The sequence below is a fragment of the Serratia sp. CoH_122_TC_1 genome, from assembly GCF_058191755.1.
In genome coordinates, this window is the sequence record NZ_JBXWLA010000002.1 from 129,964 (window position 1) to 145,945 (window position 15,982).

At 51.7% G+C, this 15,982-nt stretch carries 16 protein-coding genes; 5 read left to right on the top strand and 11 right to left on the bottom strand.

The genetic code is table 11. The features are described from left to right. Positions 1-85 precede the first annotated feature (85 nt). Positions 86-364, bottom strand: a complete 279-nt coding sequence (gene ychH / locus AC2FC2_RS03170; protein WP_037420452.1) for a stress-induced protein YchH — start codon at positions 362-364, stop codon at positions 86-88. Positions 365-676: 312 nt separating this feature from the next. Between ychH and pth the strand changes: the two genes are divergently transcribed. Beyond that, positions 677-1,267 carry an aminoacyl-tRNA hydrolase gene (pth, locus tag AC2FC2_RS03175; RefSeq protein WP_061807756.1) on the top strand — a complete coding sequence of 197 codons (591 nt, stop codon included), beginning with the start codon at positions 677-679 and terminating at the stop codon, positions 1,265-1,267. 43 nt (positions 1,268-1,310) lie between these two features. On the opposite strand, the gene AC2FC2_RS03180 is transcribed toward pth, so the two are convergent. After that, complete coding sequence (locus AC2FC2_RS03180; RefSeq protein ID WP_209632843.1) at positions 1,311-2,840, bottom strand: SulP family inorganic anion transporter; 1,530 nt, start codon at positions 2,838-2,840, stop codon at positions 1,311-1,313. 989 nt (positions 2,841-3,829) lie between these two features. On the opposite strand from AC2FC2_RS03180, the gene ychF reads away from it, so the two are divergent. Beyond that, the gene (gene ychF / locus AC2FC2_RS03185; protein ID WP_209632842.1) at positions 3,830-4,921 is read left to right on the top strand and encodes a redox-regulated ATPase YchF; all 1,092 of its coding nucleotides are present in this window, start codon (positions 3,830-3,832) and stop codon (positions 4,919-4,921) included. A 100-nt stretch (positions 4,922-5,021) separates the two neighbouring features. On the opposite strand, the gene AC2FC2_RS03190 is transcribed toward ychF, so the two are convergent. Beyond that, a complete protein-coding gene (locus tag AC2FC2_RS03190; protein ID WP_490658710.1) occupies positions 5,022-6,308 on the bottom strand; it encodes an MFS transporter in 1,287 nt (428 codons plus the stop codon). A gap of 141 nt (positions 6,309-6,449) precedes the next feature. Here AC2FC2_RS03190 and AC2FC2_RS03195 point away from each other — a divergent pair, with 141 nt between their 5' ends. Next, positions 6,450-7,367, top strand: a complete 918-nt coding sequence (locus AC2FC2_RS03195; RefSeq protein WP_490658711.1) for an AraC family transcriptional regulator — start codon at positions 6,450-6,452, stop codon at positions 7,365-7,367. 40 nt (positions 7,368-7,407) lie between these two features. On the opposite strand, the gene AC2FC2_RS03200 is transcribed toward AC2FC2_RS03195, so the two are convergent. Further along, positions 7,408-8,877 carry an aldehyde dehydrogenase family protein gene (locus AC2FC2_RS03200; protein WP_490307665.1) on the bottom strand — a complete coding sequence of 490 codons (1,470 nt, stop codon included), beginning with the start codon at positions 8,875-8,877 and terminating at the stop codon, positions 7,408-7,410. A gap of 17 nt (positions 8,878-8,894) precedes the next feature. Continuing rightward, complete coding sequence (locus AC2FC2_RS03205; RefSeq protein WP_209632839.1) at positions 8,895-9,644, bottom strand: SDR family NAD(P)-dependent oxidoreductase; 750 nt, start codon at positions 9,642-9,644, stop codon at positions 8,895-8,897. Positions 9,645-9,981: 337 nt separating this feature from the next. Between AC2FC2_RS03205 and AC2FC2_RS03210 the strand changes: the two genes are divergently transcribed. After that, positions 9,982-10,521, top strand: coding sequence for a dihydrofolate reductase family protein (locus tag AC2FC2_RS03210; RefSeq protein WP_404759783.1), 540 nt, complete (start codon positions 9,982-9,984; stop codon positions 10,519-10,521). Next, positions 10,518-11,081, top strand: a complete 564-nt coding sequence (locus AC2FC2_RS03215; RefSeq protein WP_209632837.1) for a TetR/AcrR family transcriptional regulator — start codon at positions 10,518-10,520, stop codon at positions 11,079-11,081. Before AC2FC2_RS03210 ends, AC2FC2_RS03215 begins: the two co-directional genes overlap by 4 nt. Here AC2FC2_RS03215 and AC2FC2_RS03220 read toward each other — a convergent pair. From AC2FC2_RS03220 to AC2FC2_RS03245, 6 genes are all read right to left on the bottom strand, one after another. Next, positions 11,064-11,660 (bottom strand): ATP-dependent Clp protease proteolytic subunit, encoded by a 597-nt coding sequence (locus tag AC2FC2_RS03220; RefSeq protein WP_490658712.1) that lies wholly within the window; start codon positions 11,658-11,660, stop codon positions 11,064-11,066. The genes AC2FC2_RS03215 and AC2FC2_RS03220 overlap by 18 nt on opposite strands. Positions 11,661-11,701: 41 nt before the next feature. Then, on the bottom strand, positions 11,702-12,040 hold the full coding sequence (locus AC2FC2_RS03225) for an SRPBCC family protein (RefSeq protein WP_490658713.1): 339 nt from the start codon (positions 12,038-12,040) through the stop codon (positions 11,702-11,704). Continuing rightward, positions 12,037-12,351 (bottom strand): ArsR/SmtB family transcription factor, encoded by a 315-nt coding sequence (locus AC2FC2_RS03230; RefSeq protein ID WP_209632834.1) that lies wholly within the window; start codon positions 12,349-12,351, stop codon positions 12,037-12,039. The genes AC2FC2_RS03225 and AC2FC2_RS03230 overlap by 4 nt, the downstream gene beginning before the upstream one ends. A 79-nt stretch (positions 12,352-12,430) precedes the next feature. After that, positions 12,431-13,702, bottom strand: a complete 1,272-nt coding sequence (locus AC2FC2_RS03235; protein ID WP_490658714.1) for a NupC/NupG family nucleoside CNT transporter — start codon at positions 13,700-13,702, stop codon at positions 12,431-12,433. A gap of 142 nt (positions 13,703-13,844) precedes the next feature. Beyond that, a complete protein-coding gene (locus AC2FC2_RS03240) occupies positions 13,845-14,783 on the bottom strand; it encodes a pseudouridine-5'-phosphate glycosidase (RefSeq protein WP_490658715.1) in 939 nt (312 codons plus the stop codon). After that, complete coding sequence (locus tag AC2FC2_RS03245; RefSeq protein ID WP_490658716.1) at positions 14,780-15,898, bottom strand: PfkB family carbohydrate kinase; 1,119 nt, start codon at positions 15,896-15,898, stop codon at positions 14,780-14,782. The genes AC2FC2_RS03240 and AC2FC2_RS03245 overlap by 4 nt, the downstream gene beginning before the upstream one ends. Between the last annotated feature and the right edge of the window lie 84 nt (positions 15,899-15,982).

Genomic DNA, 15,982 nt, shown 5'->3' on the forward strand with positions numbered 1-15,982 from the left:
TTCTACGGGTAGTCGAACATGACCTTAGACCTTAATGCGTGGCAGGTGTCCTTTGCCTAATGCTAGCTCCCTTTTATCTTTTTAATCAATGTGACGGACGATGATTATCGTTACGGCAACGTTTATCAAAGTGTTTTACCCACCAGTAGCGATCAGCCACCTGCTCACGACCGCCAATACGGGCACCGACCAGCCATAGCAACGCCCCCACGAAAATACTCATGATTGCGCCATGGGCGAAAAATTGCGGTAAATTGAACTGAGATACTTCAGCAACAATGGTATATCCGACGCCGCCGACCATCACGATCAGCCCCAGCCCCATAAAAAAGTTGCCCATTCTGTCCGCGTTTCTGCGTTTCATATGCCACCTCCATAGTGCCATTTGCCAACTGGGATAACTCATTAACTGGTTAACCCACTTTGATAAGTTGAGTATAGCCTCTGCCCCGGCAAGATGATTGAGGAAGTGATCACAAATGGTAAAGAAAACATGACAAATCTTTACCCTATACGAGTCATTAGCTAACAAATTGAATGGTTCCGCTAATGAATTAATCTTTCTTCTCGCGATAACCGTACATCGGTGCTGAGTATGCATCAGGATTTTGTCATTCGGTGTGTGGACAGGTAGACTAATGCCCTTTCCAATAAGTCGATCAAAGCGAATCCCCCAGTGAGCAGTATTAAATTGATAGTCGGCCTGGCGAATCCAGGCGCTGAATATGCCCAGACGCGCCACAATGCCGGTGCCTGGTACGTCGATTTACTGGCCCAGCGCCATAATCAGCAGTTGAAGGAAGAGAGCAAATTCTTCGGCTACACCGCCCGTCTGAATCTGGCGGGCAATGACGTACGCCTGCTGGTGCCCACCACCTTTATGAACCTCAGCGGCAAAGCTGTGCTGGCCATGGCCAATTTCTACCGCATTGAGCCAGACGAAATCCTGGTGGCGCATGATGAATTGGATATTCCACCCGGTGTCGCAAAAATCAAACTGGGTGGTGGCAACGGCGGCCATAACGGACTGAAGGATATTCAGAACAAGTTTGGCAATAACCCGAATTTCTACCGCCTGCGCATCGGTATTGGTCACCCGGGCGATAAAAACAAAGTGGTGGGTTTCGTGCTTGGCAAGCCACCGGCCAGCGAGCAAAAAATGATTGATGAAGCGATCGATGAAGCGGCGCGTTGCACCGAGCTCTTGCTGACGGACGGATTGGAAAAAACCGTTCGCCGCTTGCACAGCTTCAAGGCGCAGGCCTGATAGTGAACAATTGCAGCGGGCATCGCGCCCGCTGCTGGCTGCGTTAGGTTCTCAATTTGAAGGTTTCTTCGCCAACATTCGCGTCATCGGTTTGGTAACCTTCCTCAGCCACGTAATATTGGGGATCGTCCAGTTCGTGGCTGCAAAACGGGCCAGCTTGTTTCAACAGGCGTACGCAGTCGCTGCTCAAATGACGTAGCCGAATCGATTTCCCCGCCGCCAAATAGCGTGCCGTCAGCTTATCAATCGCCTCCACCCCGCTGGAATCCATCACTCGGGTACCGGCAAAATCCAACACCACATTTTGCGGGTCGTTTTTGGGTTCGAACAGTTCGGCAAAGGCCGCTGTGGAACCAAAGAACAGCGGACCGTCCAACTGATATACCGCAACCTCGCCTTCCACCTGATGCTGACGCACACGAATACGCGCCTGCTGCCAGGCAAACACCAACGCCGAGATAATCACCCCACTGATCACCGCCATCGCCAGATCGGTAAAGATAGTAATCAGGGTGACCAATAGCATCACCAACGCATCCGCTTTCGGCATTCGGCGTAAGCGGCGCAGCGAGCTCCATTCAAAGGTGTTGTAGCACACCACCAGCATCACTCCGGCCAGTGCCGCTACCGGCAACAGGCCGATATAGCCCGACAGGCTGACGACAAAAAGGATTAACAGCACCGCACCGACGGCACCAGAAATGCGCCCGCGACCGCCAGAGGTGAAATTGATGATCGATTGACCAATCATCGCGCAACCGGCAAAACAGCCAAACAGGCCACATACCGCATTGCCTGCGCCTTGGGCGATACTCTCACGGTTGCCATTGCCTTTCTTGCCGCCCATTTCATCAAGCACTGTCATGGTTAGCAGCGATTCTATCAATCCCACCAGTGCGATAACCACAGCGTACGGCAATACCACTTTCAGCATTTCCAGGTTGAACGGTGCCATCGGCAAGCTGAAATGCGGCAACGCCCCGGAGATATCCGCCAGATCGCCCACCCGCAGGGTATGCAGGTTAAACCCAATAGCCAGAGCCGAAACCACAATCAGCGCCGCTAACGAGGCTGGAATAACCCGCGTTAACCGCGGGAATAACACCACCACCAGGATCGCCAGAGCCACCAGTCCGTACATCAGCAGCCCCTGCCCTGCAATCATATGCAATTGTGCCAACATGATGACGATCGCCAGGCCATTCACAAAGCCGTGGATAGCAGGCAGTGGCACCAGCCGTATAAACTTACCAAGACGGAACACGCCGATCAGAATCTGGATAACCCCGGCGAAAATCGTCGCCCACAACACATAGGCCATACCCTGTTGTGCAGCCAGGCTCATCAATACAACCACTATCGAACCCGCTGCGCCCGAAACCATGCCCGGCTTGCCACCAAACAGTGCGGTCACCAGACCGATAATAAACGCGGTGTGCAATCCGACGATGGGGGAAAGCCCGGCGACCAGTGAAAAGCCGACCGCCTCAGGTATCATTGAAACTGCCACGACAAAGCCCGCCAGAACCTCGTTCTTGACGGCTGACAGCCTGAAATTGTTCAGGTTAAACATGGAATAATCACTTCTGACAGATAAAACACATTCCCGCAGCACGGGAAGCAGTACCGCATGGCGCGGCTAACCTCAGGAGGGAGCAACTCAGGGTGGACTGGGCAAGAAGTACATCCGACACGTTTCCTGTAGGTTAATCAGAAGTGTCAGTATGTGTAAATGTGATCTAAATCTCAATAAAAACCGACTGGGTTGCCGCACTTCACCGCCCGTTCGCGAAAAAAACGCCATGGCGTCGTCCATTTTGCGGCCCATTGAATTGCATGTGCTGATGAAAACGGCCAACTGAATTCTCAAGCCAAATCGCACTCTTACCTTCATCCTGGGGTTCAGGCGTGCAGAAAGGACCCTCTGAGGCAGCCAATAGATTCACATTCATCACCCACCCTCTAACTTTCAACGGAAATGAATAAGAAAATGACGACAGTAATAATGGCAACAGCGGCAATATAAAAATACAGAACTCATTCGTGATATGAAAATCAAGATAACTGACCAAGAAAAATTAAAAAATTCAATTTAAAATAACACCGCAGGCGATATTTAATAATTAAAAAACAACTTGATTAGATAACGAAAAACGTCCAACGACTCTCATAAATGTTATGTGTAAGCTGTATTCGGTGATTGCAAAACCACGGGCCAACGATAAATGCAACAAAGCACGCTAATAGGCCAATGCTCAGGAAACACCGCATTCCGCAATTCCAATTTTGGCAAATCAAGGCCCATCAACAAGGCGGAACCCGCTTGGCACCGCCAACACAACCTATGACAGGCCCCTGTTAAGGCTGATTGCCGGTTAAAAAAACAGGCCAGGCATAGTCGAACGTCAATCACTCACCGGCCGCATCACCCCATTTTCCTGTGATACACAGCCAGATCGAGAAAAACGGTCATTACGTGTATAATGGCGCCATTATTTCGTCCTTTATGCAGTGGGTTAAACCTAACCGGCTGATAGTTAAGATATTTAAGGTGAGAACAACATGGGATTCAAATGCGGTATCGTCGGCCTGCCTAACGTAGGCAAATCCACCCTGTTCAACGCGTTGACCAAAGCGGGTATCGAAGCAGCCAACTTCCCGTTCTGTACCATTGAACCTAACACCGGTGTGGTACCGATGCCCGATCCGCGTCTGGACCAGCTGGCCGAGATCGTTAAGCCTCAGCGCATTCTGCCAACCACCATGGAATTCGTTGACATCGCGGGCCTGGTTAAAGGTGCGTCCAAAGGTGAAGGCCTGGGTAACCAGTTCCTGACCAACATCCGTGAAACCGAAGCGATCGGCCATGTGGTTCGTTGCTTTGAAAATGACAACATCATTCACGTAAACAACAAAGTTGACCCGGCCGATGACATCGACGTCATCAACACCGAACTGGCACTGTCGGATCTCGACACGTGCGAACGTGCTATTCACCGCGTGCAGAAAAAGGCGAAAGGCGGCGACAAAGACGCGAAAGCCGAACTGGCCGCACTGGAGAAATGCCTGCCACAGTTGGAAAACGCCGGTATGCTGCGTGCGCTGGATCTGTCCGAAGAAGATAAGGCAGCGATCCGCTACCTGAGCTTCCTGACGCTGAAACCAACCATGTACATCGCCAACGTCAACGAAGACGGCTTCGAGAACAACCCATACCTGGATAAAGTGCGTGAAATCGCGGCGGGCGAAGGCTCGGTAGTGGTTGCCGTATGCGCCGCAGTAGAGTCAGACATCGCCGAACTGGAAGACGAAGACCGCGCAGAATTCATGGCCGAACTGGGCCTGGAAGAGCCGGGCCTGAACCGCGTGATCCGTGCCGGCTACGAGCTACTGAACCTGCAAACCTACTTTACCGCCGGTGTAAAAGAAGTTCGTGCCTGGACCATCCCTGTTGGCGCCACCGCACCGCAGGCAGCCGGCAAGATCCACACCGACTTCGAGAAAGGCTTTATCCGCGCACAGACTATCGCTTTTGAAGACTTCATCACCTACAAGGGTGAGCAAGGTGCCAAAGAAGCCGGCAAGATGCGTTCAGAAGGTAAAGACTACATCGTTAAAGATGGCGACGTGATGAACTTCTTGTTCAACGTCTAAGCCCCAGCCTCAAACTCAAAAAACCACGCTCCGGCGTGGTTTTTTCTTTTCATATCGCCTGACAATATCCGCAAACACCGGGTATCAGCTCTTGAACATGTCATGCCTTTCTCAATAAAAGCAGCCACAATGCGAGTACGGAAAACACGGCATATATCGCCATAAAAAGGAAAATAGAGGCTAATAACGCGCTAAAAACACCCATTTTATCCGCCAGCCAACCTGCGGCCAAAGGCGTGGCATTGAACAAATAAACGATAAAGTAAAACTTTGATACCGCATGCCAATCCGGCGCCGCCAAAGACATTTTATTCACCAAAATGGCGCCCCCCACAAAAACCGCGCCACACGAAAAGCCGGACAACGCCAGGCTGATTGCAGCACTCAAAACAGAGCCGTCCTCCAAAGCCATAGTCATAATCACCATCGAGAAAACTTGCGCAATCAGCCCCAGTATCAAAGAGAACTCAGGCTTCAAAAAACGCGGGAGCGTCAACTGCACCACGCCGGCAACCAACAAATAACTCGTGGCGATATAGCCAAAGTAAGCGGATGACTGAAGCCCGAACACATCAATTGCCGTCGTCGGCCCCAGAGAAAGGATTAATGCGGCATAGGACCAAGAGATGAATACACACAACGCAAGCAGGTAAAAGCGGGTTTTACTAAAGTCAGCGTCATTATTTTCTGTTGCTTTCGCCCCCTCTGCACTGGCGCTCGGTGGCGTATGCTTCGGCCAAAAAATAACGATGGCGAGAGCGGATAAAGAAACAAGCGTGGCGATGGTCACCGACGGCGATGCAAGGGGATAAAACGCCAGCTGAGAATAAACGCTGCTGATCATCGGCCCCAACGCCAGACCGGTCACCAACGCCAAACTGCCCAGTTGTGCGGCGCGTTTTGCACTGTCACCCTGGCTGAACTTAATCAACAGCGTGTTAATTATCGCCGTCACCATTCCAGCACCCAAACCGGAAATAAACCTGAAAGCGCAGAGCGCGTGTAACGAACCGGCAAATGAAAAGCACAGCGTTGGCACCACCACAACCATCAGCGAGGCAACCAGCATCAATTTGGCATTTTTACCGGTTATGTTGAGCTTCCGTGATAGAAACAGTGCCAGCAGCACGCCAAACCCGTATGAAGAAAAAATGAATGTCAGGTCGATATTACGCAGTTCAAAGGTTTCTTTATATAATGGATATAACGGCGTAGGAGAGCCACTGTTCAATAAGATAAAAAACAAAGCGGCCGTTAGCGCCGCCAATATGCCCTTATGGCCTCGGGTTATCTGAGAGTAAGTCATAATACCACCGTCATTGAAAACCCAAAGGGTAGCACCCTGCAAGATCGTGAACTTTCGCCCCCGTACTTTTTTTCTTATCATTCGGACATTAAAGCCAAATAGCCTATTGAAAGACGGCAGCCAACACACACCATGTATTCACCCACGACAGCCGCAGGGCGGTATGTACAGACATGTCCAAAATAGCTATTATTCCAATAATAAATTTTATCAGAGCAGGTAATGATGGATCCGTTATCCGATATTGTTTCCAGGCTGAAAATAAGCAGTCAGAAAATTGTCACTTTTGACATGGCTATCAATACCAAAGCGCTGTTTCCAGAATATTCCGGCATGAAGATCTACATTGCCAAGAGCGGCTCGTTTTTCATCAAAATGGATGGGGATACAGCCACTTATCAAATTGACCAAGGCGATGTGCTGATTTTATCAAGCGGACGAGAATTCAGTATTTTCGATAACGCCAATGCCCCGTCTATTGATATAAGAAAAATCCACGTGATGAAGGACAGATCCTCTTACTTTACCAATGGAGGGAACGCTTTCTCATTTGTGGGTTGTCGATTCGTATTCCAAATCAACGACACCTTCCGCTTTATCACCAGTCTTCCTGAACCCATAGTGATCAAAACGCAAAGAGAAGAAAACGAGGGCATTAAGGATTTCTTGACCCGACTGTCATCGGAGATAGAAAAACCGGGCCCCGGTGCAGAGTTAATCACAGAACATCTTTTACAAATCATTTTTACGCAGGCGTTGAGAGTGCTGTTGTCCTCAGGCGCGCTTGGCCGTGGCGAGGGTTGGTTTTATGCGATGGCTGACAAAAATATCGGACTTGCACTGACCTGCATACACGATCAGCCGGGAAAGAAATGGCGTCTGGATGATCTCGCCAAAGTTGCCGGCATGTCACGCACCGCCTTTACCACAAAGTTCAGAAGGCTGGCCGGCTATAGCGTCAACGAGTATATCCGCGTCTGGCGGTTTAGCCTGGCCATCGAGCGAATGGTGACCAATAAAGAAAAAATATCCCAAATCGCATTTGATCTGGGATACGAATCGGAAAGCGCGTTTAGCACCGCGTTCAAAAAAAGCATGGGGGAATCGCCAAGAAGCTACATCAGTAACCATGCTCCCTGACGAACCAACGGCGGCACATCCCTGTGCATTTCTTATGCTGTTATGCTTTTTCTGCAAACCAGACAGCGGGGAGATCCGTCTGCAACGTTATTGTTTTAATTTGCGTGTAGGCATTGAGCGTTTCTTTGCAAAACTCTCGACCAATCCCGCTGTTCTTGTAGCCGCCGAAGGCGGTGCCATCGGTAATATTTGAATAACGGTTAATCCAAACGGAGCCCGCTTCCAGCCTGTCGGCGGTATCCATGGCGTTTTTCAGACTGGTAGTGTAGATCCCTGATGCCAGGCCATATTCGCTATCGTTAGCCTGCGCGATCATCTCTTCGTAATCAGACCATTTGATCAACGTCAGTACCGGTCCAAAAATTTCCTCCTGGCAAATACGCATCGTATTTTGCGCAGAAAAAATCGTAGGTTCGATGAAGTACCCTTGCTCGCAACCGGCTACGATGCGGCGTTTCCCACCGGTTAGCAACGTTGCGCCCTCATCAAGGCCCGTTTGTATATAAGCGAGCACCCGCTTGCCCTGTTTTTCAGAAACCAGGCAGCTGACGCGAGAGTGCTCCTCTAAAGGCGAACCTATGCGAACGCGTTCAAAAGACGCCACCAGCTTGGCACAGAAACTGTCGTAAATATCTGCATGAACGAACAGCCGTGTTCCCGCTAGGCAGGACTGCCCGTTATTGTGGATGGCGGCGAACGTCACGTTATCCACCACCGCATCAATATCGCTGATATCAGGGAACACAATATTGGGGCTCTTGCCGCCCAGTTCCAGCGTGACAGGCACCAGCCGTTCAGCCGCCGCCTTGGCGACCAGCTTGCCCACTTCCGTGCTGCCGGTGAAAGACAGCTTGCGCACCTTTTTATTGCCGGTGAGCGCCGCACCCGCCACGCTCCCCAACCCGGTAATGATGTTGACGACGCCAGCGGGGAAAATCTTGGCAATCATCTTTCCCAGTTCCAGGGTCGAAAGCGAAGCGTTTTCATCGGCCTTCAGCACCACCGTATTACCGGTCACCAACGCCGGTGCCAATTTGAATGCCGCCATAATGGCCGGTGCATTCCAGGGAATAATCTGTCCACACACGCCAAGCGGCTCGCGCTTCGCCAGGCTGTAGCCATCTGCAATCCCCCTTCCGGTGTCCTCATGCCCCATGATCACCGAAGCAAAATAGCGATAGTGCCTGACCGCCGTTTGGTAATCACGGCGGACTTCACTGATACAACGGCCCACATCCTGCGCGTCGATGTGTGCCATTCTTTCCATGTCGCTTTCCAGCATATCCGCCAGTTGCAGCACCAGGCGTGCGCGGGCCTGTTGCCCTAACGCTTTCCATGCTGTGAAAGCGGCTTGTGCCGCCAGGACGGCGCGTTCAACATCCTGTTCGTTGCAGTAGTGCAAATCCGCCAGACGTTCTCCAGTCGAGGGCGAAATGACAGGATGGATGTCTGCGCCATCCAGCTCAAATACGTTGTTAATCAGGGGCCCGTAGGCTTTATTCAATTTCATATTCATTCCAACAAGCATTAATGTAAGCCGCCGCCGACGATCAGGTTCTCACCCGTCACCCAACCCGCCTCATCCGACGCGAGATAAGCCACGGCCGGCGCAATGTCCTCAGGCGTGCCAATCCGGCCCAGCGGCGTAATTGACTCAATGTGCGTTTTAAACCCGGTGTCAAAGAAGCCGCTGTCATGCACACCTTCGGTTATAACCAGCCCCGGATTGACCGCATTGACTCGAATATTTCGCCCACCGAGTTCATTAGCCAATGTCTTGGTGATTGAATCCACCGCAGCTTTTGACGCGGTATACACCAGCGAATTGGCTGGCGTAAACGAAGTTACGCTAGAGCTAATATTGACGATGCTGCCGCCAGATTCAGGCATAGCGGCAACCGCCGCCTTGCAGCAATAAATCAGCCCTTTCACATTCAGATTAAAATGTCTCTCATATTCGCTATCGCTGAACGCTTCCAGACTGTTCGTCGCATAAACCCCGGCATTATTGACCAATACGTCTAACCGGCCATATTGCTCGACAATTTCTTGAATCAACCCGTTAACTTCGGCTTCAATACCGACGTTAGCCTGCAACGGGAAAGCGACGCCGCCTTGCTCATTGATCGCTTTAACCAACCTATTGGCATCGTCTTGCCCACGGGAATAGTTAATGAAAACAACGGCGCCTTCTGCCGCCAGGCGTTTAGCAATCGCTGCGCCAATTCCCTTTGAACTGCCTGTAACCAGGGCTACTTTATTTTCAAAGCGTTTCATTAGTCATTCTCCTCGGTGTCAGTAAAATTCAGGGAGGAGATTACGTGGATCACGCGCAATGCTGCATAGCTGGACGAACATAAAACCTTATCGAACGAACAGCATTGTCAGCATGTAAATTGAGCGCCCGACAATAAACGCGCAATCAGAATGACAATCACAGGCGGTAACCATTCTGCTTTACGATTTTTGCTGCATAGTTCTGCGAGTACGGAAATTAAGAGTTCGTCAGTTATCTCAATCCACGCCCCAACGTGGATTTTTTGTTTTAACCGATGATATTGATTTTGAGCCACGTCAGCGCAATAATATACATCGTATAAATATGGAGCGCTCAATGGTTACCGCACACGTTTTCATCGCATGCAGTCTGGATGGTTTTATCGCACGGCAAAATGGCGACATCGACTGGCTATTGCAACGCGACACCTCGGCCGAAGATCATGGTTTCGACGACTTTATCGCTGACAAAGACATGATCCTGATGGGAAGAGGCACTTATGAAAAAGTGCTCACCTTCGATCGCTGGCCTTATAACCTCCCGGTACTCGTGCTGTCCGAACAGCTGGCCAAAGAACCGGTTCCTCTGGCTCTGGAGGGCAAAGTCCGGTTCTCCACTCTCACGCCAAAGCACGCGCTTGAGTCATTGGCCGAGCAGGGAGTGCATCGGGTGTATGTTGATGGCGGGCAATTAATACAGTCCTTCCTGCGCGAGAGGCTGATCGCCGATATGGTGATCACCACCGTTCCCGTGCTACTGGGTTCGGGCCGGCCGTTGTTCGGCGACATGGCACAAGACATCGGTTTAGCACTGGTATCAAGCCGAAGCTTCCCTTCGGGCCTGGTGCAGTCCCACTATAGGGTGCTGCCCCAGTGACGCGCCCACGCGGACGGCCGACCAACGGCAAAGGGGTGGCGCGAGATGACATTCTGAATGCCGCTCTTGGCCTGATGGATGAAAGTGGCGGACAAGGGCTGACGATGCGTGCCCTCGCCGCCCGGCTTGGCGTCACACCAATGAGCCTGTATCACCACATTGGTGACCTTGCCGGGCTGCTACGCGCCTTGTCGGATCGCGTTTATGCGGAAACGCTGGCAGGATTGGACGGGTTGCCAGATCATCAGGCAGAAATTCGCACTTTGCTCACTCGCTACCACCGTGCTGTGGGTCACCATCCCCAATTAACGCTGGCGATTTTTGCTACACCCGAAGCCTTTGCCGGGGTAACCCGTCAGATCACCGATCGCCTCATGGCCTTGCTGGCCAAGATCACGACAGATCCCCTTCTTTGGCGCGATATTTTGATTGATCATGCGCATGGCAGTGGCTTGGCCCTTGTTTCGGTTCGCGGCGAGCCCCTACAAGTCCAGGCACTACAAAAGCAATATCAACAGGCTCTTGATCGTCTGCTGAACACGTTATCCGCGAGCGCGTAGCACCTTATCAATCAACCCCCACTCTGCCGCCTCATCAGCACTCATAAAGCGGTCGCGATCGAGAACACGCTCGACCTCTTCATAGCTACGGCCACAGTGTTCGGCGTACAGCCGGATCACGGCGTGCTTGGTGCGCTTCATCTCTTCAGCGTGGATCAGAATATCTGACGCCTGCCCCTGAAAACCTCCCAGTGGCTGGTGCACATGCAAGCTAGCATTGGGCAGCGCCATGCGATGCCCCGCTTCCCCCGCCATCAGCAACAATGATCCCATCGAACGCGCGGTGCCCATACATAACGTATGCACTGGCGCATTGATGTATTGCATGGTGTCGTAAATGGCAAAACCACTGGTGATCACGCCGCCCGGCGAATTGATGTACAGATTGATCGGTTTCTCTGGATTTTCAGCCTCAAGAAACAGCAGCTGAGCACAGAGCATTTCAGCCACCTGATCGTTTACCTCGCCGTTCAGGAAAACGATACGGTCACGCAGTAAGCGCGAATAAATGTCGAACGAACGTTCTCCCTGGCTGGTCTGTTCCACCACCATAGGGACGAGCAGCATCGATTCACGCATGGGTGAACTCCTGTTTTCAGATTGGAAAGATAAATTGAACGTCAGGCAGCGCGCATCAGGTGGCATCCGCTGTCGTTCGCTGCCGTTAACCGGTCGTCGTCCAGCCGGTGAATGACACGTAGCAGGCTGCCACCCGTCGCGGTAGGCTGAATTTGCAACGTCACGGTGCTTTCGAGGTACGGAGGTTGGTCATCACGCATCCGGTAACTGATTTCTTTGCCCGGTGTCACAGCGACAGGTTCAGCATCGGCCAGTGTAGTATTCGGTAACCATTGCTCGCGCAATGCCGGGATGCCAATCGCCCGCCAGACCTTCTCTGCCGGTGCATCGAGACGGAATTCCAGCACCAGTGGCTGCGGGTTGGCATCGGTCGGGTTCATTGGTCCATCTCCTTTAACAACACGTTCAGCCTGTCGATACGTGCCGGCCAGAAGGCACGGTATTTATCCAGCCACTGGGCTATCAGTGCCAGTCCGAGTGGATCCACCTGATAATTGACGAAACGGCCCTGGCGCGCTTCGCACACCAGACCAGCCTGCCGCAACACCGCCAAGTGCTGTGACATCGCCGATTGGCTGATAGGCATACCTTCACGCAGCGCGCTGGCATTCATGCTGCCAGCGGCCAGTTTCTCGAAGATGGTGCGCCGGGTGGGATCCGCCAGCGCTTTGAAGATGTCATTTTCATTCATGACTAAACATTAGTACTCACTTATCTAATGCGCAAGTTTACAGCGCAAGATAACGGCTGACGGTTAAACCAGGCAGAAATCATCCTGCAAGAGTCAGTGCCCCCAAACCGATAAACAACCCGGCGATAGTGGCGCTCATCAGATTCGATAATGTGGCAGCCAGCAACGCGCGCAGCCCCAGGCTGGCAATATCCGAAGCCCGCTCAGGGGCTACCGCACTGAATGCCCCTACCACCACGGCGATCGAGCCAAAGTTGGCGAACCCGCACAGCGCGAAGGAAATCACAGCGACAGTTTTTGGATCCAGCATGGCAACGGTGTCTTTAAGGTAGGCAGAAAAATTTACGTAAGCGACAAATTCGTTGATGGCCAGCTTTTGCCCAATCAGGCCGCCAACCAAGCCTGCGTTGTCCCAATTAACCCCCATGATGTATGCCAACGGAGAAAACAGATAGCCGAACAGCCTTTCCAGGCTCAGGTGTTCCCAGCCCAACAGGCCGCCCACGCCCCCAATCAGGCCATTAATCAACGCAATTAACGCCACAAATGCCATCACCACGGTAGCGACACCTACCGCAATTTTCAGCCCGAGCATTGCGCCGCTGGCCGCCGCTTCGATAATGCTGGCAGGACGTTTTTCGCTAAATGACATTTGGCTGAACTCGACCTGCGACACCTCGGTTGCCGGGCTCAGCATCCGTGCAAACAGTATCCCTCCGGGGATCGCCATCAGCGAAGCCGCCAGTAAATATTCAATAGGTACGCCAAGGCCGGCATAGCCCACCAGCATCGATCCGGCGATCGACGCCATTCCGCTGCAAATCACGGTAAACAGCTCATTGCGGTTCATCTTGCTAATAAAAGGCTTCAGGACAGCCGGCAGCTCGTTCTGCCCCAAAAAAATGGTGGTTACCGCGGCAAAAGCCTCGACCTTGCTGATCCGCAGCATTTTCTGGAAAACATAACCCAATAGGTTAATCACCCAGCCCATCACGCCCAGGTAATAAAGAATAGAGATCAGCGCAGTAATAAAAATGATTGCCGGCAGAACATGAAAAGCGAAAACAAAACCCGCGCCGTCAAACAAAACATTCATTTTCGGCCCAACCAAGCCACCGAAAATAAATGCACTGCCCGCATCGCTGTACGAAATGACTTTATTGACGCCACCGGCAATCGCATTAATCACCCACTTACCGGTGGGCACATACAACATTATCGCGCCGAGAAGCACTTGCAGTATTAATGCACTGCTTACGGTTCTTAGGCTGATTCTTTTTCGGTTGTTGGAAAAAACAAACGCAATAAGGAGAAGAATACAGATACCAAACAGACTGCGCAGCAAGTCCATAAATCCATCCTTTTGTATCCGGTGTATTTCAAGCCGCAGCGTTGCTAACGGCAATACATGCCGTATCTGTAAGGGGCGAATAAATTCGCCCCGATTCACTCAAGCGGGGTGAAGCGCCCCAATCCTATCCCCGCACAATATCTTAGGCCGCTTCCTCCTGATAACAGCACGCAATCTGCGCTGCCAATTTGGCGTTGTTGAACACCAATTGAATATTGGCGGTCAGGCTGTCGCCACCGGTCAGTTCAGCCACCCGGGCCAGTAAAAATGGCGTGCTGTCCTTTCCCTGAACGCCCTGTTCAACCGATTCACGCACTGCCCGCTCAATGGCGGCATTAATTTTATCTTCCGGTACCGCATACTGCGCAGGGATCGGGTTGGCAATCACCATGCCGCCCTCCAGGCCCGCCTGCCATTTGGTTGCCATCGCCCGGGCAATTTCCGCCGGAGCATCCAACTGAATGCTCACGCTGAAAGGGCTGGTGCGGCAAAAGAACGCAGGCAGCGTTGGGGTCTGATAACCAATCAGCGGCACACCGTGCGTTTCAAGATATTCTGTGGTCAGCCCTAAATCTAAAATGGACTTGGCGCCGGCACAGATCACCGCAACGTTAGTGCGCGCCAGTTCCTGTAGATCCGCTGAAATATCAAAAGTGTGCTCAGCACCACGATGTACTCCGCCAATGCCACCGGTAGCAAAAACGTGGATGCCCGCCATCTCGGCGATAATCATGGTGGAGGCCACCGTTGTCGCACCCTGTTTACCGGCAGCAACGATAAATGGCAGGTCACGACGACTGACTTTCGCCACCTTATGGCCTTCTTTGCCAAGCAGTTCGATTTCCTCGCGGGTTAACCCCGCTTTCATGCGGCCCTTGATAATGGCAATCGTGGCGGGCACCGCGCCGTTGTCACGGATCTTTTGCTCAACGTCCAGCGCAGTCTGTACGTTTTGCGGGTACGGCATGCCGTGAGAGATGATGGTGGATTCCAGAGCCACAACCGGGCGCTTATTGGCCAAGGCCTCGGCAACCTCCGGCGAAATATCCAGATAGTCATGGGAAATAAGGGTGTTTTTCATGATTGTAGCTCCAACAGTTTTTGAACGCTGCCATTCGACAGGTTAGGGTTATTGGTGAACTCGCAAGAAAGCGTTAATGCCGAACAGCCTTGGGCAAAACGAATGCTGTCTGCCAGCGTCATATCTTCCAGCCAACAGTGAGCCAGGCCCGCCATCATGGCGTCTCCGGCACCGGTCACGTTGACAATGTTGACGGCCAATGGCTGTGACCAACCGTTTTGCCCGTCGATTTCGCTGTAATAAACGCCCTCGGGCCCCATGCTGAGCGCCAATCGTTGCACCCCTTGTTGGTGGAACCATTGGGCAATCGGCTGCGCGTCCTGTGGCCCGTGAATAGGCATGCCGCTGAGGATTTCGGCTTCGAGGCGGTTTGGTTTGAGCGTATGAATATGGGAGAGCCAACGGCGGATTTTGGGCGCTTTAAATGCCGATACGGTATCAACGAATACCGGTACGCTGCCGGAATGGCCGAATAACCAAGCCAGCGCATCCTCCGTGAGATTACAATCCACCACTAACACCCCCGCATGCTTGATCAGATCTTTAGAGGTGGCCAATAATGCCGGCGTGAGTTTTTCAAGGATCCGCATGTCATTAATGGCTACCAGCATTTCTCCGCTGTTATCGAGCAAAGAAACGTAGGTTGAGGTATTTTCGCCATGCAATTTATGGAAGTTATCGATATGCACTCCCGCCAGTTTTGCCTGCTCCAACAATGTTTCACCATAAAAATCATTGCCGACAACGGAAATAAGGTGACATTCTCGGCCTAACAACGCGATATTTTGTGCAATGTTCCTACCTACACCGCCTGGCGTACATTTTATTTTTCCTGGATTAGAATCCTCATAAACCAATTTAGATGCGGCATAACCACAGACGTCCATATTTGTCGAACCGACGGTGACCACATAACTGTGCTCCGACAATATATAGCCCTTGCCTTTTATATATCCTTTATTAATTAAGTTCATTATGTGTCCGGCGACACCAGAGCGGCTAATACCTAAAACATCGGCAATTTCCTGCTGTGGGATCAAAGGATCACGTCTCAGAATATGCAATATCTGTTTTTCTCTGCTGGTCATATTGGACACTTGTTTGTTTTTAAACATGAGTTTGTTTTATAACGACCATGAAATTCAGTAAAGTGAGATTCATATCTTTAACGAGGATTTGGGAAGGCGATCGTAATGCGG